Source organism: Kocuria sp. CH-021, from assembly GCF_049716185.1.
Classification (GTDB): Bacteria; Actinomycetota; Actinomycetes; order Actinomycetales; family Micrococcaceae; genus Kocuria; species Kocuria cellulosilytica.
Genome location: NZ_JBNAFK010000009.1, coordinates 123,500 through 141,915, shown reverse-complemented (window position 1 = coordinate 141,915; position 18,416 = coordinate 123,500). Strand labels below are relative to the sequence as shown.

Below are 18,416 nucleotides of genomic sequence, written 5' to 3'. Positions count from 1 at the left end.
GTGCGCGGGCCGGTCAGTACACGATGCCGAACACCCACAGGCCGAGGGTCATCGTCACGAGGGTGATCAGGACGACGCCCACGACGTTCAGCCACAGCCCGCCCCGGATCATCTGGCCGATCGTCACGTAGCCGGAGCCGAAGGCGATGGCGTTGGGCGGGGTGGCCACCGGCAGCATGAACGCGCACGTCGCCGCCAGGGCCACCGGGATGGCCAGCAGCATCGGGTCCATGTCCAGGCCGAGGGCCACGCCCCCGGCCACCGGCAGGAACGTGGCCGCCGTGGCCGTGTTGCTGGTGAGCTCCGTCAGGAAGATCACGCCGGCGGCCACGACCAGGACCAGCACCAGGACGGGCACGGCGCCCAGTGCCTCGACCTGGGCGCCGATCCACTCGGTGAGCCCGGAGCCCGAGAACTGGGAGGACAGCGCCAGCCCGCCGCCGAACAGGAGCAGCACGCCCCAGGGCAGCTTGACCGCGGACTCCCAGTCCAGCAGCCGGACGCCGCGCTCGGCGCCGGCGGGCAGCAGGAACAGCAGCAGCCCCACGACCATGGCGATCCCGGCGTCGCTGATCGGCGGGGAGTCGAAGATCACGGGCACGAACACCCAGCTGAAGGCCGCCAGCGCGAAGATCGCCAGCACGAGCTTCTCGCCGGTCGACATGGGTCCGAGCTTGTGCAGCTCGTTGTCGATCAGCTTCCGGCCGCCGGGGATCTCGTCGATCTCCGGCTTGAACAGCACCTTGGTGAGCAGGAACCAGGCGATCGCGAGCATGACCACGGACAGCGGCACGCCCACGAGCATCCACTGGCCGAAGCCCACGGTGATGTCGTGGGCCTCCTGGAGGTAGCCGACCATCAGGGTGTTCGGCGGGGTGCCGATGATCGTGCCGAGGGAGCCGATGGACGCGGCGTAGGCGATGCCGAGCATCAGGGCGGTGCCGAAGTTCGAGGCGATGACGGCCTCCTTCACCTCCGCGCTCTGCGGGTCGGCGCCCGTCAGGTCGGTGTCGGCGGCGCCGGCCTCGGCGGCGGCGTCGGCCATCAGGTTGGGCAGCAGCAGCAGGACGGACACGCCGATGGGGATCATCATGACGGCCGTGGCGGTGTTGGAGACCCACATGCTGAGGAAGCCGGTCGCGATCATGAAGCCGGCCACCATCTGGGCCGGCTTGGTGCCCATGACCCGCACGGTGCGCAGGGCGATCCGCCGGTGCAGGTTCCAGCGCTGCATCGCCAGGGCCAGGAGGAACCCGCCCATGAAGAGGAAGATGATGTTGCTCCCGTAGGAGGCGCCGACGTCGTCCACGGCCACGTCCGGCGCGAGCACGGGGAAGATGATCAGCGGCAGCAGGGCGGTGGCCGGGATCGGGATGGCCTCCGTCATCCACCACACGCCCATGAGCCCGGCGGTGGCGGCCGTGAGCCGGGCGTGCTGGGCCAGGTCCGCGGGCAGGAGCACGTAGATCAGCAGCGCCAGGACCAGGCCTGCGACGAGCCCGCTCCACTTGATCCGGTGGGTCTTGTGGTGCTCCGCGGGGGCCCGTTCTCCCGGCGACCGGTGGTCGCTCTCCTGCGCGTGACCGGGTCCCGGGGCGTCGTCCTCCAGGCGGGGTCCGCCGGCCGATGGCGTGCTGCCCATGTCTCCTCCAGGTGTGCTCGTGGTGGGTGCGCGGTGCGTCATGTTCCGGACGTCCCGCCGGCCCACGGCGCGGTGCGCCGGGAGCCCGTGCGGCTGCCGGCCGCGGCTGGGGTCTCTCCGCTGGTGGCCTGCACCACCGGCAGCCGGATGCAGGCGGCGAGGTGCTCCCGCGAGGTCTGCCGCCCCGCCGGGGGGCTGCTGCCGGTGCCCGGTGGCGGTACGGGCGGCGGGACGGTCTCCGCGCACTCGTCGGCCGCCCACGGGCACCGCGTGCGGAACACGCACCCGGACGGCGGGTCGAGGGGGGAGGGCACCTCGCCCTCGAGCGGGGCGGTCCGGCGGCGGCGCTCCGCCACGGGGTCGGCGGACGGGGCGGAGGCCATCAACGCCTTGGTGTAGGGGTGGGCGGGGGCGTCGAAGAGGTCCCGGACGTCCCCGTCCTCCATGAGCCGGCCGAGGTACATCACGAGGACGTGGTCGCTCATGTGCTCCACGACGGCCAGGTCGTGGGCGATGAACAGGTACGTGAGCCCCAGCTCGTCCTGCAGCCGGTTGAGCAGGTTCATGATCTGCGCCTGGACGGAGACGTCCAGGGAGGCGGTCGCCTCGTCGAGGATGACGAGGTCCGGTTCCCCCGCGAGCGCCCGGGCGATGGACACGCGCTGGCGCTGCCCGCCCGAGAGCTCGTGCGGGTACCGGTCCAGGAAGCGCCGGGAGAGGCCCACGAGCTCGAACAGCTCCGCGACCCGGCGGCGGCGCCCCTCCCTGTCCCCGCCGAGGCCGTGCACCTCGAGGGGCTCCGACACGGCCCGGGAGACGTGCTGGCGGGGGTCCAGGGACGCGAACGGGTCCTGGAAGACCATGGCGATCCGCCGCCGCAGGGCCTTGAGCTCCCGGCCCCGCACGGAGGTGATGTCCTGGCCGTCGAGCAGCACGGTCCCCGCGCTGGGCTCCACCAGGTGCATCAGCGCGTTGGCCACGGTGGACTTGCCGGAGCCGGACTCGCCCACCAGGGACACCGTCTGCCCCCGGTGGACGTCGAAGTCGATCCCGGCCACCGCCTGCACCACGCCCTTGCCGCGGTCGGTGGTGACGGGGAAGCGGACCTGCAGGTCCCGCACGCTGAGCAGCGGCCCGTGGTCGTCGGTCATCGGGGGCCTCCTCGCCGGTCGGTGCCGTCCGCGCTCCCGCCGTAGAAGGTGCGGACCACGTGCTCCGGGCCCACCGGGGTCTCCGGCGGGCGCTCCGTCTCGCAGCGGGGGTTCCCGCGCACGGGGCAGCGGTCCCAGAACAGGCAGCCCTGGGGCAGGTGCTTCGGGTCCGGCGGGCTGCCGGGGATCACGGCGAGCTCGCCCTTGCTGCCGGCCGTCTGCGGCCGGGAGGCCATGAGGCCCCGGGTGTAGGGGTGGCGGGGGTCGGTGAAGAGCTCCTCGAGGGGCGCGGACTCCACGATCTGCCCGCCGTAGAGCACGGCCACCCGGTCCGCGATGCCCGAGACCACCCCGAGGTCGTGGCTGATCCAGATCACGCTCATGCCGCGGGACTCCTGCAGCTCCTTGACCCGCTCGAGGATCTGGGCCTGCGTCGTGACGTCGAGCGCGGTCGTGGGCTCGTCCGCCACGAGCAGCTCGGGGCCGCAGGCCAGGGCCACGGCGATCATCACGCGCTGCTTCATCCCGCCCGAGAGCTGGTGGGGGTAGGAGGAGAGGCGGGTCGGGGGGTCGGGGATGCCGACGGCCTCGAGCAGCTCGAGCGCCCGCCGCCGTGCGTCGCGGCGGGTGAGGCCCAGGTGGAAGCGCGGGGCCTCCGTGAGCTGCTGCTCCACGGTCAGCACCGGGTTCAGGGACGTGGAGGGGTCCTGGAAGATGAAGCCCACCCGCCTGCCGTGGACGCCGCGCAGCTGCCGGGGAGCCATCGTCACGATGTCCTGTCCGTCCAGCAGGGACCGTCCGCCCACCCGGGCGGGCGGGGAGTCGATCAGGCCGGTGGCCGCGAGCACCGTCATGGACTTGCCGGACCCGGACTCGCCCACGATGCCCAGGGTCCCGCCCCGGGGCACGGTGAAGGACACGCCGTTGACGATCTCCGCGGGGCCGATCCGGACGGTGAGGTCCTGGACGTCGAGCAGCACGTCCGGGTCGGCGGCGGCCGGGTCGGTGGGGCGGCGGTGCTCGGTCGTGCGCATCAGGCGCTCCTGCGGATCTCGTCGGCGGTCCGCTGGCGCGGGTCGAGGACGTCGCGCATGCCGTCGCCCACCAGGTTGAACGCCAGCACGGTGAGGAAGATGGCCAGGCCCGGGAACACGCTCATCCACCAGGCGTCGTAGATGAAGGCCTGGGCGTCGTAGAGCATCCGCCCCCACGAGGGCTCGGGCGGCTGGACGCCCAGGCCCAGGAAGGACAGCGCGGCCTCGGAGAGGATCGCGAAGGCCAGCGAGAGGGAGGTCTGGACGGTGATGGGCCCCATGATGTTCGGCAGCACGTGCCGGCGCAGGATGAGACCGTCGGACGCCCCGACGGCCTGGGAGGCCTTGACGTAGAGCTCCTCGCGCACGGCGAGCGTGGAGGCCCGGGTGATGCGGGCGAAGATGGGCGTGTAGACCACGCCGATCGCGATCATCGCCGTGGTCAGCCCGGGGCCCAGGACGGCCACGATGGCCATGGCCAGCAGCAGGATGGGGAACGCGAAGAGCACGTCCGCGCTGCGCATGATCACCGTGTCCGTCCAGCCGCCGAAGAAGCCGGCCACGAGGCCCAGGGCCACCCCGACCACCAGGGCGATGCCCACGGCCACGAGCCCCACGGTCAGGGAGATCCTGGCGGAGAGCACCACGCGGGAGAACACGTCCCGGCCCAGCTCGTCGGTGCCGAACAGGTGCGCGCCCGAGGGCGGCTGCAGGGCGTTGACCACGTCGATGTCGTTCGCCCCGTACGGGGCGATCCAGCGCCCGAGCACGGCGAGCAGGACCACGAGCACCAGGATGGCCAGGCCGGCGGCCGTGACCTTGTTCGAGACCAGCATCCGCAGGGTGCCGGTGCGGCTGACCTCCTCCGGGGTCTCCGCCGGCTCGGCGGGCCGCGGGACGGGCCCGGTCCGGCCGTTGCCGGCGCCGGGGGCGCGGGGGTCGGGCGAGGGCGTCTCAGGGCTGCTCATGACACACGGATCCTCGGGTCGACGACGGCGTACAGGATGTCCACCAGCAGGTTGATCAGCAGGAAGATCAGGGCGATCAGCAGCACGGTGCCCTGGACCACCGGGTAGTCGCGGGCCGCGACGGCGTCGAACACCAGCCGGCCCAGACCCGGCCACGCGAAGACCACCTCGATGACGATGAGCCCGCCGAGCATCGTGGCGGCCTGGACCCCGGCCACCGTGAGGATCGGCACGAGCGCGTTGCGCAGCACGTGCCGGCCGACCACCGTGCGGCGGGGCAGGCCCTTGGACCGGGCGGTGCGCACGTAGTTGGAGCCGACGACGTCGAGCACCGCGGAGCGCACGTACCGGGTCATGATGGATCCGGAGACCACGCCCACGGCGAGCCCCGGCAGGACCACCCGCTGGAGCCAGCCCCACGGGTCCTCCGTGAAGGGCACGTACCCGGACGGCGGCAGCAGCCCCAGCATCGTGGAGAACACGATGATCAGGAGCAGGCCGAGCCAGAAGTCGGGGACCGAGACGCCGAACTGGCTCACGGCCCGGATCCCGCCGTCGGCCGCGGAGCCGCGGCGCAGGGCCGCCCAGGTGCCGAGCGGGAACGCGATGAGCAGCGCGATCGTGATGCCGGCGAGGCCGAGGGACACCGTGGCGGGCAGCCGGTCCAGCAGGATGAGGGTGACCGGCTCGCCGCTGCGGAAGCTCACCCCGAGGTTCCCGGTCAGGGCGTTGCCGATGTAGGCGAAGAACTGCACGAGCAAAGGCCGGTCGAGTCCGGACGCCTCCCGCAGCGCGTCGTAGGACTCCTGGGTGAAGCGGGTGCCGAGGGCCACCCGGACGGGGTCCCCGGGGACGAGCTGGAGGAGGGCGAAGACCACGACCAGCACGCCGAGGAGCACCACCGCGGTGTGCAGCAGGCGCTTGACGAGGAATCTCAGGAACGGACTGGTCATTCCGGGTCCTCCTCGAGCCGGACGTCGTTGAACCGGACGGCCCGGTCCGGCCGGGGCTCGTACCCCTCCAGCTCGGGGACCCACGCCTGGACCACGTCGGGGTTGTAGAGGTAGACGTAGCTGGCGTCGTCCACGATCTGCTCCGCCGCCCGGTCGTAGAGCTCCTTGCGGGCGTCCTCGTCGGTCTCGGTGCGCCCCGCGTCCAGGAGCCGGTCGACCTCGGGGCTGCTGTAGCCCTGGGCGTTGTTCGAGCCCTCGGAGTGGTGCTGGTTGTAGTAGTAGTCGTTGACGTCCACGTTGCCGAGCCAGCCCAGGAGCAGCATGTCGAAGCTCCCGCGGGCCTGCTCGTCGAGCCAGGTCGCGAAGTCGAGGGTGCGGATGTCCGTGGCGACCCCGATCTCGGAGAGGTTGGCGGCGATCACCTGGGCCGCCGTGACCGTCTCCGGGAACTCGTTGGTGACCATGAGGTCGACGGTCTCCCCGGTCAGGCCCGAGCTCTCGGCGAGCTCGCGGGCCCGGTCCAGGTCCTGCTCGAACGGCGCGTACTCGTGGTGCCAGACGGACGTCTCGGGAACCGCGGTCTGGTTCACGGTGGCGTTGCCGTACCAGGTGACCTGGGCGATGGCCTCCCGGTCGATGGCGTGGGCGACGGCCAGGCGCGCGTCGAGGGAGTCGAAGGGCGGGCGCTGCTGGTTCATGGTCACGTACCAGTAGTCCGTCGAGGGGACGCTCGCGACCTCGACGTCGGGGTTCTGCCGCAGCGAGTTCACCCGCTGCGGCGGGATGGAGTCGGTCCAGTGCACCTCCCCGGCGGTGAGGTCCGCGAGCGCCGTGGTGCCCTCCGAGATGAACCGGTAGACGACCCCGGGGACGTGGGGGCCCTCGCCCCAGTAGTCCTCGTTGGCCCGCAGGGTCACGGCTGTGCTCGCGGAGTTGCCCACCACCTCGAACGGTCCCGTGCCGACCGGGTCGAGCTGGACGTCCCCGCTCTCCACGTTCTGCCGCTCGACGATGGCCATGCCCTTGTACCCGCCGATCGCGGCGAGCAGCGCGGGGGTCGGCTGGGACACGTCGATGCGCACCGTGTGCTCGTCCACCGCGACGACGTCCTCGACGGCGGAGAGGCGGTAGGCGTTGGCCAGCTGCTCGTCGATGATCCGGTCGTAGGAGTACACGACGTCCTCGGCCGTGAACGCGGAGCCGTCGTGGAACGTGACGCCCTCCCGGAGGTGGAACGTCCAGGAGAGCTCGTCCTCGCTGACCTCCCAGGACTCGGCGAGGGCGGGCTGCATCTCGAGGTTCTCGTCGGGCTGCACCAGGGTGTCGTAGACGTTCTCGAGGATCTGGAAGGAGAAGTAGGCGCTCGTGTTGTGCGGGTCGAGCTGGTCGGGCTCCCCGGCGATGGCCACCCTGAGGTAGTCGTCGGTGTCGACCTCGCCGGCCCCGGCCAGGTCCACGCCCTCGCCCGCGGAGCAGGCGCCCAGGGCGAGGCACACGGCACCTCCCAGCGCGACGATCCGTGCTCCGCGTGCCATCCGCCGCCTCCGGTGGTAGGAATGAGCCGTCCGCCCGGGAGGACCCGGCGGGTGCCCCGTTCGGCCGCCCTGCCGGTGCGCACCCGGTCGTGGGTGTCGTCCCACCCTATGCATCCGGGACTGCCCACCACCACACCCGCGGCACCGGCGTGCCGGGACGGGCGGCGTCCGCCCCGGTCAGCGCGGGGACAGCCATCGACAAGGAACCGGTCGTCACGGACGTGACGGCCAGGAGGTGATCGTGACCTACACCGTGATCGCCCGGAGCGCGGACTCCCGTCTGCTCGGGGCCGCCACGGCGAGCTGCTCGCTCGCCGTGGGCAACGCCGTGCCGGCCCTCGTGCCCACCGCCGGGGTGGTGGCCTCCCAGGCGTGGACCAACCGGCGGCTGCGCTTCGAGATGCTCCGCACCCTGCACCACGGGGGCACGGCCGAGGAGGCGATCGCGGCTCTCACCGACGCCGACCCCGACCTGGCGCTGCGCCAGGTGGCGGTCCTGCCCGTGGCGGGGCCCGGGGCGCACCTCACCGGCAGCCTGTGCACGCCGTGGGCCGGGGGCGTGGCCGGGGCGGACTTCGTGGTGATCGGCAACTACCTGACCGGCCCGGAGGTCGTCGAGGCGATGCGCGCCGCGATGGACGAGGCGCTCGCGGTGCCGGGGCCCACCAGCACCCAGATGGGGCGGGCGCTGCTGGCCTGCCTGCGCGCGGGCCAGGACGCGGGCGGCGACAGCCGGGGGCAGCAGAGCGCCGCGGTGCTCGTGGCCGACACGCTCGCCGGCTTCCAGTACCCCGTGCTGCTCGACGTCGACCTGCGCGCCGACAACTCGCCCACCCCGCTGGACGACCTCGAGGAGATGCTCGCCCTGAAGGGCCGGGCCCACCCGGCGCCCGCCGAGGTGGTGCCCAGCACCGAGGTCCCGCACCGGCCCGAGGACGAGGGGCTCTGGTCCACGGTCCTGTCCTGACCGGCCCGGGGTGGGCGGCCCCCGCCGGGTGGCCTACCCTCGGTCCATGACCACTCGAGCTCCGCTCCCGCCGGTGCGCCGCGGCCCCGCAGCGGGGCTGGCCGCGCTCCTCCTCACGGGAGCCACGGTCCTCGCCGGCTGCTCCCCGCAGCCGGCGGGGACCGCCCCGGACGGCGCCGGGGCGTCGTCCCCGTCCTCGACGCCGTCCCCGTCCACCACGGCGGCCGCGTCCTCGACGCCGGGCCCGGCGGCGGCTCCGGACCGGGTGGAGGTCGTGGTCACGGGCGACGTCCTGCTCCACCCGGGGCTGTGGGCGCAGGCCGAGGCCGACGGGGGCGGGGAGCTGGACTTCGGCCCGCTGGTGGAGGGCCTGCGCCCGTTCACGGAGGGCGCCGACCTCGCGGTCTGCGACATGGAGACCCCGCTCGCCGCGCCCGGGGGGCCCTTCTCCGGCTACCCCTCGTTCGAGGTGCCGCCGCAGATCGTCCCGGCACTGGCGGAGATCGGCTACGACGCGTGCACCACGGCCACGAACCACGCCCTGGACGCCGGCCCGGAGGGCCTCGAACGGACCCTCGACGTCCTGGCGGAGGCCGGCATCGCCACGACCGGCACGTACCGCTCGGCGCAGGACGCGCAGGAGCCGCTGGTGCTGGACGCCGGCGGCGTGCGGGTCGGGCTCGTGACGGGGACCTACGGGCTCAACGGCAACGTGCCGGACGCCGCGTGGCGCGTGGACCTGCTGGACGTGCCCGAGATGGTCGGCAAGGCGCGCCGGGCCCGGCAGGCGGGGGCGGAGATCGTGCTGGCCGCGGTGCACGCCGGGCAGGAGTACTCCTCGGCACCCGACCGGCAGCAGCTCGAGGTCACGCACGCGCTCGCCGACAGCGGGGAGTTCGACTTCGTCTACGGCCACCACACGCACTCGGTGCTGCCGATCGAGAAGCACGGCGACACCTGGATCGTGCACGGGCTGGGCAACAGCCTCTCGGAGCACGCCACCCGGGTGCCGGTGAACAACGAGGGCCTGACGGTCAGCATGTCCTTCACCCGTGAGGACGGGCAGTGGGTCGCGGGCGACCCGGTGTGGACCCCGCACATCCTCACCCTCGACCCGATCCGGTGGTGCGCGCTGCCGGCCGAGGACGTCTGCCGCTCGCGGGAGGAGGACGCGGCGTCCCTGGCCCGCACCGCGCGCACCGTGGGGGCGATGGGCGCCGAGGCCGACGGCGCCCGCCCGTGGCGCCCGCTCACGCTCTCTCCCGCGGGACCGCAGGACCCCGCAGGAGCGCAGCGTCCCGCGGGGCCATAGCGTCCTGCAGGACCGCGGCACCCCGCGGAACCACGGCGCCCCGCGGGGCCGCGGCACCCCGCGGAACCGCAGCGCCCCGCGGGGCCGCGGCGCTCAGTCCTCGCCGAGGGCGACGAGCGCCTGCACCGGGGCGTGGTCGCTGGGATGGCCCCCGGCGAAGCGGGCCGGGTTGATCGCGCTGCGGCTCACCCGGACGTCGGGGCTGGCCAGCACCCAGTCGATGCGCTCCTCGCCCAGCACCGCCTCGCGGTAGTCCGGGAAGGTGCCCCACTCGGGGGTGAGCCGCTCCTCGGCGGCAGCCCAGGTGTCCTCGAGCACCCCGGAGCCCACGAGCGTGGTGTAGGCCCCGGAGTCCTCCGCCACCGCGTTGAAGTCCCCGGTGACCACGGTGGGGGTGTGCGGGCGGAAGCTGTGCACGAGATCGACCAGGGCCTCCGCGCTGCGGTCCCGGGCGTTCTCGGAGTCGTGGTCGAAGTGGGTGTTGACGAGCACGAGCTCGGCGCCGGTGCCGCGGTCCAGGAAGCGGCCCCAGGTGACGATCCGGGGGATGTCGTTGCCCCACGTGGTCGAGCCGATGAGCTCCGGGGTGTCGGAGAGCCAGAACTGGTCCCACTCCAGCAGCTCCAGGCGCCGTGCGTCGTAGAAGATCGCGGAGTACTCGCCCTTGCTGCCCCCGGCGCGGCCGTAGCCGACCATCCGGTAGCCGGCGGGCAGCGCCTGCTCCACCGCCGGCAGCTGGTGGTGCAGGGCCTCCTGCACCCCGAGGAGCGTGGGCTGCTCGAGCTGCAGCAGCCGCGCCAGCCGGGGCGCGCGGTCGGGCCAGTGGTCCGGCTCCCCGGTGCGCGTGCCGCTGTGGTGGAAGCGGATGTTGTAGCTCATCACGTGCAGGGCGCGGCCCGTGGCGGGCCCGATGAGCGGCGCCGCGGGATCGGCGACGCCGGGAGTCGTGCAACGGTCGAGAAGGACGGTGTCTGGTGACATCACTGCTCCAGGGTGGGGGAGTGCGGGGGCGTCGTGGTCCCATGGTGGACCGGGCGGTCCGACCGCGGTGCCACCGCGGGGGAACCCCCGGTGGCCGTCGGATGAATTCGCGGCGTCCGCCACGGGGGACGCGGCCCCGTGGCTGCCGGTGCACGGCTCAGGCATCGGAGGCCGCCACGGGGAACTGCCGGATCTGCCCGGCCGCGAGCTCGTGGACCCGGCCGTCCACGCACACGCGCACGGGCTCCGCGGGGCCCGGGCCGAGGTAGAGCCGCAGCGCGGAACGGGTGACCTCGACCTGGATGGGCTGGTTCCGGTAGCTGATCGAGAAGGACACCCTGGGCAGCTCGGGCGGGATCGCCGGGTGCAGCCACAGCATGTCGTCCCGCACCTCCAGGCCCGTGTAGCAGCGGGTGAGGATGTCCACGGAGCCGGCCATGGCGCCCAGGTGCACGCCCTCGCGGACGGTGTCCCCCTGGGCGTCGACGAGGTCGCTGTTGAGCGCCCGCGTCAGGAAGGACCAGGAGCTGCGCCGGTCCCGGCGGGCCTCGACCCAGGAGTGCACCACGTCGGAGAGCGTGGACCCGTGCGAGGACCGGTCGCAGTAGAAGGCCACGGTGGCCCGGACCGCCTCCGCCGGGAAGTCGTAGCCCATCTGCCCCAGCAGCTCCCGCAGCTCCTCCGCGGAGAACAGGTACAGGAGCATCAGGACGTCGGCCTGCTTGGCCAGCCGGTAGTCGTTCGTGGACAGCCCCTCGGCGTCCAGGATGAGGTCGAGGCGGCCGATGTACCCGTAGCGGGCCCGGTAGTCCTCCCACGCGAACTCCGGCAGCTCCTCGTAGCCCTCGAACTGGGCGAGGACGCCGTCGGCCAGGAACGGGACGCGCAGGCGCGTGCGGATCTGCTCCCAGCGGGCCAGCTCGTCCTCCCGCAGGCCGAGGCGCCGCCACAGGGGACCGCCGTAGTCCTGGCCGAGGCGCTCGACCATCTCGGCCGCCCGCGCGAGCAGCCAGGCCGTCATGACGTTCGTGTAGGCGTTGTTGCGCAGCCCCGACCCCGGTGCGCCGGGGTAGCCGTCGTGGAACTCGTCCGGGCCCATCACCCCGGTGATCACCCACCGGTCGTCCTCGGGGTCGTGCACGGCCAGGCTCGCGAAGAACCGGGCGATCTCCACCACGAGCTCGGCGCCCTCCTCGATCAGGAAGCGGGTGTCGCCGGTGGCCTGGTAGTAGTGCCACACGCTGTGCGCCACCGCCAGCCCCACGTGGCGCTGCAGCCGCGAGTGGTCGGGGATCCACCGGCCGGTGCGAGGGTTGAACAGCGCCCGCGGGGTCTCCTCCCGGCCGTCGCTGCCGCTCTGCCACGGGAACATGGCGCCCTCGTGGCCGGCCGCGCGGGCGGCCGCCCGCGCCTCGGGCAGGCGCCGGTACCGGTAGGCGAGCAGCGCCCGGGTCCACTCGGGGCGCCGGAGGGTGAGCATGGGGTAGACGAACATCTCGTCCCAGAACACGTGGCCGCGGTAGCCCTCGCCGTGCAGCCCGCGGGGCGGGACGCCGGCGTCCAGGTCCGGGTGTGCGGCCGCCACCGACTGCAGCACGTGGAAGGTGTTGAGGTTCACGGCCAGGCCCTGCTGACCGCCGGCGTCGGTGGCCACGGCGAACGCCGACCACAGGGCCTGCCACGCCACCACGTGCGCGGAGAGCAGCTCGTCGAAGCCGCCCGCCCGCTCCAGCAGCGTGGTCGCGGCGAGCGCGGGCGTGGAGATCGCCCGGTCCTGCGAGGTCACCAGGGCCACGACCTTCTCGACCCGCACGGCCCGTCCGGGGTCCATCCGCAGCCGCAGCTCGTGGCCCACCACGCCGGGGGCCGGCCGGGCCGGGACCCGGGAGAGCAGCCGGTCCCGGGAGCCGCTGCGGAGCACGCGGGTGCGGGCGGCCACGGCGATCCGGACGCCGGACTGGGACGTGGTGGCCTGGACCCGCACGGTGCCGTGGCCCAGGTCCTCGAGGAGGGCGTCGTCGAGGTGGCGGCCGGACAGGGCGGCGTCGTCCGCGACGTTGCGGTTGTGGACGTCGGCGTCCACGAGGCTGCGCACGGTCAGGGTCCCGCTCCAGTCCTCGGCCTCGAAGACCGTCTCCTGGCCGGCCAGGTGCCGCTGGTCCTGGGAGACGAACCGGCGGGTGGTCACCCGGGTGGTGCGCCCGGCCTCGTCCCGGAAGCGCAGGGCGCGGGTCAGCACCCCGGTGCGCAGGTCGAGGTCCTGGTGGTGCTCCAGCACGTTCTCCGGGGCGGGCTGGAACCAGTAGCCGTCCTGGACGCGGTACTGCACCAGCAGCCAGTTGGGGGCGTTGACGAGGTCCTCGTGCTCCAGGACGAGGCCGGTGACCTCGGAGCGCAGCCGGTTGTAGACGCCCGCGAGGTAGGTGCCGGGGTAGTGGCTCCCGCCGGCCCGGGACTCGCACGCGGCGCCGCGCACCGCCATGTACCCGTTGCCGAGGGTGCACAGCGACTCCCGCATCCCCTCGCGCGGCGGGTCGAGGCACGAGTAGGTCAGGTTCCACGGGCTGTCCCCGCCGGAGCCGCCGCCCCACTCCGAGTCCTGGGGGGCCGTGGCCAGCGGGATGTCGAGGTCCGTCAGGCTGTCCACCACGAGGTGGGCGCCGGCGGCGAGCAGCCGGCCCCGCCGGCCCGCGCCGTCGAGCCCCACGACGAGCCCGAAGCCGTGGGCCACGGCGGCCCGGAGCAGGCGGTCGCTGTCGCTGATCACCACGATGTGCTCGGGCTCCACCGCGAGCCGGCGGGAGGCGAGCAGCAGGGACGCGGCCGGCGGGTGCCGGTCCGGCCCGCCCGGGCGCGAGGCCCCCTCCCGTGCGGGCTCGGCCGCGACCACGATGTCCGCCGGCGGCCCCTCGGGCAGCTCCGGGTGGGTGGTGATCAGTGCGGTGAGCATGCCCTCGGTGTGCAGGCGGGCGAAGAGCTCGGCGGCGTCGGCCCCGTGGCGCGGGCGCCGGCCGCCGACCGGGGCTATCGGGACGGGAGCGGGGTCCTCGCCCGCGCGGGCGGCGTCGTCGGGGCCGGGCGCCGTCCCCGACGGCGCGAGGGCGAGCACCACTGCTCCGTAGGTGCTCCTGCCGTGGACGGCAGGCTGCTCCAGGACGCCGCTCATGCGGTCATTGTGCCACCTGCCTCCGTCAGGTGCCGGAGGCGGGCCGCGCGGGGGTCAGTTGATCGTGCTCAGGCGGATGGTCTCGGGCAGTCCCAGGATCTGCTCGATGACCTCCCGGGTCACGCCGTTGCCGGCGTCCGTGACGAGGTAGCCGGTGTCCCCGCGGGTGGACAGCTGCTGGCGGTCGATGTTGATGCCGTGGCCGCCCAGGACGCTGTTGACGGTCGCCAGCACGCCGGGGACGTTGCGGTGCAGGTGCAGGATGCGGGTGCCGCTGACGGCGGTGTCCAGCTGGACCTGCGGCATGTTCACCGACAGGGTCGTGGAGCCCGAGGTGACGAAGGACGAGAGCTTCCCGGCCACGAACCGCCCGATGTCCACCTGCGCCTCCTGCGTGGAGCCGCCGATGTGCGGGGTGAGGATCACGTTGGGCAGGCCCTGCAGCACCGAGCTGAACGGGTCCCCGGCCACCTTGGGCTCGTTGGGGAAGACGTCCACGGAGGCGCCGGCAATGTGCCCGCTGACCAGGGCGTCCCGCAGCGCGTTGTAGTCGACCACCATGCCCCGGCACAGGTTGAGGAACAGGGACCGGGGGCGCATCCGCTCGAACTGCTCCCGGCCGAAGAGGTTGTTGTTGCTCGAGCGGCCGTCCACGTGCAGGGAGACGGTCTCGACCCGCTCCAGCAGCTCCTCCAGCGTGTCGCAGCGCTGGGCGTTGCCCAGCGGCAGGCGGTCCACGACGTCGTAGTAGTAGACGCGCATGCCGAGGGTCTCGGCGAGCACGGACAGCTGGGAGCCGATGTTGCCGTAGCCCACGATCCCGAGGGTGCGGCCGCGGACCTCGTGGGCGCCCTTGGCGGACTTGTCCCACACGCCCTCGTGCATGGCCTTGTTCTTGTCGGTGAGGTGCCGGGCCATCGAGATGATCTCGGCGATCGCGAGCTCCACCACGGACCGGGTGTTGGAGTAGGGCGCGTTGAAGCACGTCACGGCGTGCTCGGTGGCGGCCGCGAGGTCGATCTGGTTCGTGCCGATGCAGAAGGCGCCCACGGACAGCAGCTGCGGGTGGGCCTCGAACACCTCCCGGGTCACGTGGGTCTTCGACCGGATCCCGAGCAGCTCGACGCCCTCGAGGGCCTCGACGAGCTCTCCGGTGTCGAGGGCGCCCTTGCGGGTCTCGACCTCGATGCCCTTCTCGGACAGGATGCGTTCGGCCTCGGGGTGGACGTTCTCCAGGAGCAGTGCTTTCACAGTGACCCAGTCTATGGCTCCGGCGCGGGCGCCGACGACGCCGGGCGTCACCCCGGGGGCGGATGTGGTGCGCGTCACCCCGCCCTCGCGGAGCCCGAGGGGCGCGCGGACGCCGGCCGGCCGGTGCGGAGCCCGTGGACGATCCGCTCCGGGCCGGCACGCTACCGAGCAGTACTTCCACTGTTGTCCGCCGGCCGGTGATGGACGTGTGCGATCGTGATTAGCATCACCACCACCCCCCCCCCGCTCCGGCGCGGCCCGTGCCGCGCCGGAACCAGCCTCATCCCCAGGAGGACCAGCACGTGATCCCTCAGCACCTCGACCCCGCCACCGCACGCGCCACGGACCGCCCGCGCCGCCGGCGCCGGACCGCGGCGGCGCTCGCGCTCGCCGCAGCCCTTCCCCTCGGCGCGGCGGCCCCCGCCGCCGCGGACGCGAACTTCCCCTCCACGGAGGGGCGGACCAGCACCTCCAGCATCCTGACCCCCGACGACGTGGTGCAGGAGCTGCAGAAGCTCGAGCGGACCAGCCGCTACGGCGTGGACGCCTTCACCCTGGCGGAGGCCGGGACGGCGGTGGGCACCTCCGAGCAGGGCCGGGACCTGTGGGTCGCGACCGTCGGCTCCGGGCCGGAGCACGTGTGGCTGCAGGGCCGCATCCACGGCAACGAGCCCTACGGGACCGACTCCCTGCTGGGCCTGCTCAAGGACCTCGGCACCAACGGCTCGGCCGAGTACGAGCTGCTGCGCTCGACGTTCACCTTCCACGTCATCCCCATGTACAACCCGGACGGCGCCGAGGCCAACATCCGGCACACCGTCCTGTGGGACCAGGTCTCCGGCGCGCCGGAGGGCGGGACGCCGCAGCGCATCGACCTCAACCGCGACTGGACGGCCGAGGGCTTCGCGGCCGACGAGTCCCGCGCGTTCTACGAGTACTGGACGACCGTCGACCCGGCGTGGGGCGTGGACATCCACCACCAGGGGCTCAAGAAGGAGTACGGGACCGGCGACGACGTCACCCTGTCCCTGGGCATCTCCCTCGCCCCCGGCGGTCCGACCCTGCCCGGGCTCGAGGGCGGGGCCTACGACCGGCTCACCCGGCAGATGAACGTGCACGTCTACGACGAGCTCTCGAAGTACGGCTTCGTCAACATCGACCGCTACCAGGTCGGCGGCAGCTACGAGATCGACATCAAGGGCGGCGTCGTCTCGGCGATGATGCTCGGCCTGGACCACGGCGGGCTCAACCCCGAGGGGCACTCCCACCCCGTGGTGTTCTTCGAGACCTCGGGCAACTCCTCGGACGGCAGCCTCGGCCAGAAGGCCCGCGGCAAGAGCGTGCGGCAGAACGTGCTGGCCCTCGAGGAGCTGCTGCTCGGCCTGGCCACCGGCGAGGTCCAGCAGGAGGACCCGGAGCGCTGGGACGAGATCCCGCACGCCCCGGTCACGGGCTACCAGACCGACTACGCGGGCCTCCTCCCGGTCGGCTGAGCCCGGTCGCCGACGGCCCGCGGGGGCACCTCGTTAGACTGGGCCCCGGCAGGCACTGGTGCCCTCTCGGGGGCTCCCGCGCCCCCGCGGTCCGTTCCGCGGGACCCGGGGCGCTGCGGGACGGACCGGAGGGGGACGGCGTGGAAGAGCTCTCGGAACGGACCTTCGGCAACGAGGAGCAGCTGCCCCGGCTGCCCCTGCCCCGCCTGGAGGACAGCGCCGAGCGGTTCCTTGCCTGGTGCGCGCCGCTGCTGAGCGCTGCGGAGCTCGCGCGGACGGAGTCCGCCGTCTCCTCCTTCCTGGCGCCCGACAGCCCCGCCCGGGACCTGCAGCGCGAGCTCGAGGAGCGCGCGGCGGGGGACGCCGTGCCCAGCTGGCTCGACCGGTTCTGGACCCACCGGTACCTCAGCGTCCGCGGCCGGATCGCCCCCGACGAGAACTTCGTGGTGCTCTTCGAGGACTCCGGGCAGGGGCAGGTGGAGCGGGCCTCGAGCATCGTCCGCGCGGCCGTGGACTACAAGCTCCGGCTCGACCGCGAAGAGATCCTCCCGGCGCTGCTCCGCGGCCGGCCGCTGTCGATGGAGCAGCAGAAGTACCTGTTCGCCACGACCCGGGTGCCCGGTCTCGAGGTGGACACGATCCGCGCGCCCTACACCCCGCAGCAGCCCGGGCCGTCCAGCTCCCGGCACGTCGCGGTCCTGTGCCGGGGGCAGGCGTTCCGGCTGGACGTGCTGGACGAGCAGGGGCACCCGTACGCCCCCGGTGCGGTGGAGGCCGGGCTGCGGGAGGTCCTGGCCGCCGCCTCCGACCCGGCGGCCAGGAGCACGTCCGTGGGTCCTTTCACGACGCTGCCCCGCACGCAGTGGGCGGAGCACCGGCGAGCGCTCCTGGACCGGTCGGCGGACAACGCCGCCTCCCTCGAGGCCGTCGAGAGCGCCCTGCTGTGCGTGGTCCTGGACGAGGCGGCGCCCGCCGACGAGCGGGAGGCGGGCGACCTCCTGCTGCACGGCAACAGCGCCGACCGGTGGTTCGACCGGTCCCTGACCGTGGTCGTCTTCGCGGACGGGCGTGCCGGGGCCAGCGTCGAGCACTCCTGCCTGGACGGGACCACAGTGCTCGCGTTCGTCGACGCCGTGCTGGAGGAAGCGGGCGAGCCCGCCGGCCCGGGGCAGCCGTCCGCGGCCGTGCCCGCTGCCGAGCCCCTCGCCTTCGACCTCGACGACCGGCTGCAGGACGCGGTGCGGGAGGCCGCGGCGTCGTTCGCGGCCCAGGGCGCCGCGATCGCCACGGCCGTGGCGTCCGTCGACGAGCTCGGGGCGCGGCGGATCAAGGAGCTGGGGGTCTCGCCGGACGCGTTCGTGCAGCTCGCGTTCCAGCTCGCGCACCAGCGCGTGCGGGGCCACCTCGGCTCGACCTACGAGCCGATCGCGACCCGCCAGTACCGGTTGGGCCGGACCGAGACCATGCGCGTGGTCACGCCCGAGGCGGCGCGGCTCGTGGCGGCGATGGACGACCCCGGGGCCGATCCCACTGCCCGCCAGGCGGCGTTCCGGGCGGCTGCGGCTGCCCACACGGCGCGGGCGCGGGGCTGCCAGGCCGGAAGCGGCCCCGAACGCCACCTGTGGACCCTCCAGCAGCTGCAGCGGGAACGGGGGGAGGACGGGGGCGAGTGGCTCGCGCTGTACCGGAGCCCGGGGTGGCACGTGCTGCGGGACGACTGCCTCAGCACCAGCTCGACGCCGGCGCAGCACATCCGGTTCTGCGCCTTCGCCCCCACCGGACCCCGCTGCATCGGCATCGCGTACATGGTGCTGCCGGAGCGCCTGGGCCTGCACCTCAGCGCTCCGCGGGCGAGGGCCGGTGAGCTGGCGGAGTTCGTGGACCGGCTGCGGGACGCGGTCGTGGAGCTCCGGGACCTGCTCGCCGCCGAGTCCGGGGGCGACCGGCAGGGCTCCTGAACGGG

Annotated in this window: 13 protein-coding genes; 4 read left to right on the top strand and 9 right to left on the bottom strand. The window is 73.6% G+C overall.

Annotation, left to right across the window (positions count from 1 at the left end; all coding sequences use genetic code 11):
* Positions 1-13: 13 nt before the first annotated feature.
* Genes ACPYN7_RS09050 through ACPYN7_RS09025 form a run of 6 tightly spaced genes read right to left on the bottom strand, consistent with a single transcriptional unit; the run spans position 14 to position 7,283 of the window.
* The gene (locus ACPYN7_RS09050) at positions 14-1,642 is read right to left on the bottom strand and encodes an SLC13 family permease (RefSeq protein ID WP_424347423.1); all 1,629 of its coding nucleotides are present in this window, start codon (positions 1,640-1,642) and stop codon (positions 14-16) included.
* A 38-nt stretch (positions 1,643-1,680) separates the two neighbouring features.
* Positions 1,681-2,793, bottom strand: a complete 1,113-nt coding sequence (locus tag ACPYN7_RS09045) for an ABC transporter ATP-binding protein (RefSeq protein WP_058875172.1) — start codon at positions 2,791-2,793, stop codon at positions 1,681-1,683.
* Positions 2,790-3,827: an ABC transporter ATP-binding protein gene (locus ACPYN7_RS09040; protein ID WP_424347422.1), complete on the bottom strand. Its 1,038-nt coding sequence runs from the start codon at positions 3,825-3,827 to the stop codon at positions 2,790-2,792. The genes ACPYN7_RS09045 and ACPYN7_RS09040 overlap by 4 nt, the downstream gene beginning before the upstream one ends.
* A complete protein-coding gene (locus tag ACPYN7_RS09035) occupies positions 3,827-4,795 on the bottom strand; it encodes an ABC transporter permease (RefSeq protein WP_082697221.1) in 969 nt (322 codons plus the stop codon). The genes ACPYN7_RS09040 and ACPYN7_RS09035 overlap by 1 nt, the downstream gene beginning before the upstream one ends.
* Positions 4,792-5,748, bottom strand: a complete 957-nt coding sequence (locus ACPYN7_RS09030; RefSeq protein WP_058875174.1) for an ABC transporter permease — start codon at positions 5,746-5,748, stop codon at positions 4,792-4,794. Before ACPYN7_RS09030 ends, ACPYN7_RS09035 begins: the two co-directional genes overlap by 4 nt.
* Positions 5,745-7,283, bottom strand: a complete 1,539-nt coding sequence (locus ACPYN7_RS09025; RefSeq protein WP_424347421.1) for an ABC transporter substrate-binding protein — start codon at positions 7,281-7,283, stop codon at positions 5,745-5,747. The genes ACPYN7_RS09030 and ACPYN7_RS09025 overlap by 4 nt, the downstream gene beginning before the upstream one ends.
* 241 nt (positions 7,284-7,524) lie before the next feature.
* Here ACPYN7_RS09025 and ACPYN7_RS09020 point away from each other — a divergent pair, with 241 nt between their 5' ends.
* Positions 7,525-8,250 (top strand): DUF1028 domain-containing protein, encoded by a 726-nt coding sequence (locus tag ACPYN7_RS09020; protein ID WP_082697242.1) that lies wholly within the window; start codon positions 7,525-7,527, stop codon positions 8,248-8,250.
* 46 nt (positions 8,251-8,296) lie between these two features.
* A complete protein-coding gene (locus ACPYN7_RS09015; RefSeq protein WP_424347420.1) occupies positions 8,297-9,562 on the top strand; it encodes a CapA family protein in 1,266 nt (421 codons plus the stop codon).
* A gap of 93 nt (positions 9,563-9,655) precedes the next feature.
* Here ACPYN7_RS09015 and ACPYN7_RS09010 read toward each other — a convergent pair whose 3' ends face one another.
* The 3 genes from ACPYN7_RS09010 to serA all read right to left on the bottom strand — a co-directional run bounded on the left by ACPYN7_RS09010 (position 9,656) and on the right by serA (position 14,960).
* The gene (locus tag ACPYN7_RS09010; protein ID WP_058875179.1) at positions 9,656-10,543 is read right to left on the bottom strand and encodes an endonuclease/exonuclease/phosphatase family protein; all 888 of its coding nucleotides are present in this window, start codon (positions 10,541-10,543) and stop codon (positions 9,656-9,658) included.
* Between the two features lie 157 nt (positions 10,544-10,700).
* A complete protein-coding gene (locus ACPYN7_RS09005) occupies positions 10,701-13,709 on the bottom strand; it encodes a glycosyl hydrolase family 65 protein (protein ID WP_424347419.1) in 3,009 nt (1,002 codons plus the stop codon).
* Positions 13,710-13,763: 54 nt separating this feature from the next.
* Positions 13,764-14,960 (bottom strand): phosphoglycerate dehydrogenase, encoded by a 1,197-nt coding sequence (gene serA, locus ACPYN7_RS09000; RefSeq protein WP_424347418.1) that lies wholly within the window; start codon positions 14,958-14,960, stop codon positions 13,764-13,766.
* A 302-nt stretch (positions 14,961-15,262) separates the two neighbouring features.
* Between serA and ACPYN7_RS08995 the strand changes: the two genes are divergently transcribed.
* Entirely contained in the window at positions 15,263-16,453 is a 1,191-nt protein-coding gene (locus ACPYN7_RS08995) for a M14 family zinc carboxypeptidase (protein ID WP_424347417.1), read from the top strand.
* A gap of 140 nt (positions 16,454-16,593) precedes the next feature.
* The gene (locus ACPYN7_RS08990) at positions 16,594-18,411 is read left to right on the top strand and encodes a choline/carnitine O-acyltransferase (protein WP_424347416.1); all 1,818 of its coding nucleotides are present in this window, start codon (positions 16,594-16,596) and stop codon (positions 18,409-18,411) included.
* Positions 18,412-18,416 lie beyond the last annotated feature (5 nt).

Coding starts and splice junctions, on each gene's coding strand:
- ACPYN7_RS09050 (WP_424347423.1), bottom strand. CDS start 1,642: ATGGGCAGCACGCCATCGGCCGGCGGACCCCGCCTGGAGGACGACGCC.
- ACPYN7_RS09045 (WP_058875172.1), bottom strand. CDS start 2,793: ATGACCGACGACCACGGGCCGCTGCTCAGCGTGCGGGACCTGCAGGTC.
- ACPYN7_RS09040 (WP_424347422.1), bottom strand. CDS start 3,827: ATGCGCACGACCGAGCACCGCCGCCCCACCGACCCGGCCGCCGCCGAC.
- ACPYN7_RS09035 (WP_082697221.1), bottom strand. CDS start 4,795: ATGAGCAGCCCTGAGACGCCCTCGCCCGACCCCCGCGCCCCCGGCGCC.
- ACPYN7_RS09030 (WP_058875174.1), bottom strand. CDS start 5,748: ATGACCAGTCCGTTCCTGAGATTCCTCGTCAAGCGCCTGCTGCACACC.
- ACPYN7_RS09025 (WP_424347421.1), bottom strand. CDS start 7,283: ATGGCACGCGGAGCACGGATCGTCGCGCTGGGAGGTGCCGTGTGCCTC.
- ACPYN7_RS09015 (WP_424347420.1), top strand. CDS start 8,297: ATGACCACTCGAGCTCCGCTCCCGCCGGTGCGCCGCGGCCCCGCAGCG.
- ACPYN7_RS09010 (WP_058875179.1), bottom strand. CDS start 10,543: ATGTCACCAGACACCGTCCTTCTCGACCGTTGCACGACTCCCGGCGTC.
- ACPYN7_RS09005 (WP_424347419.1), bottom strand. CDS start 13,709: ATGAGCGGCGTCCTGGAGCAGCCTGCCGTCCACGGCAGGAGCACCTAC.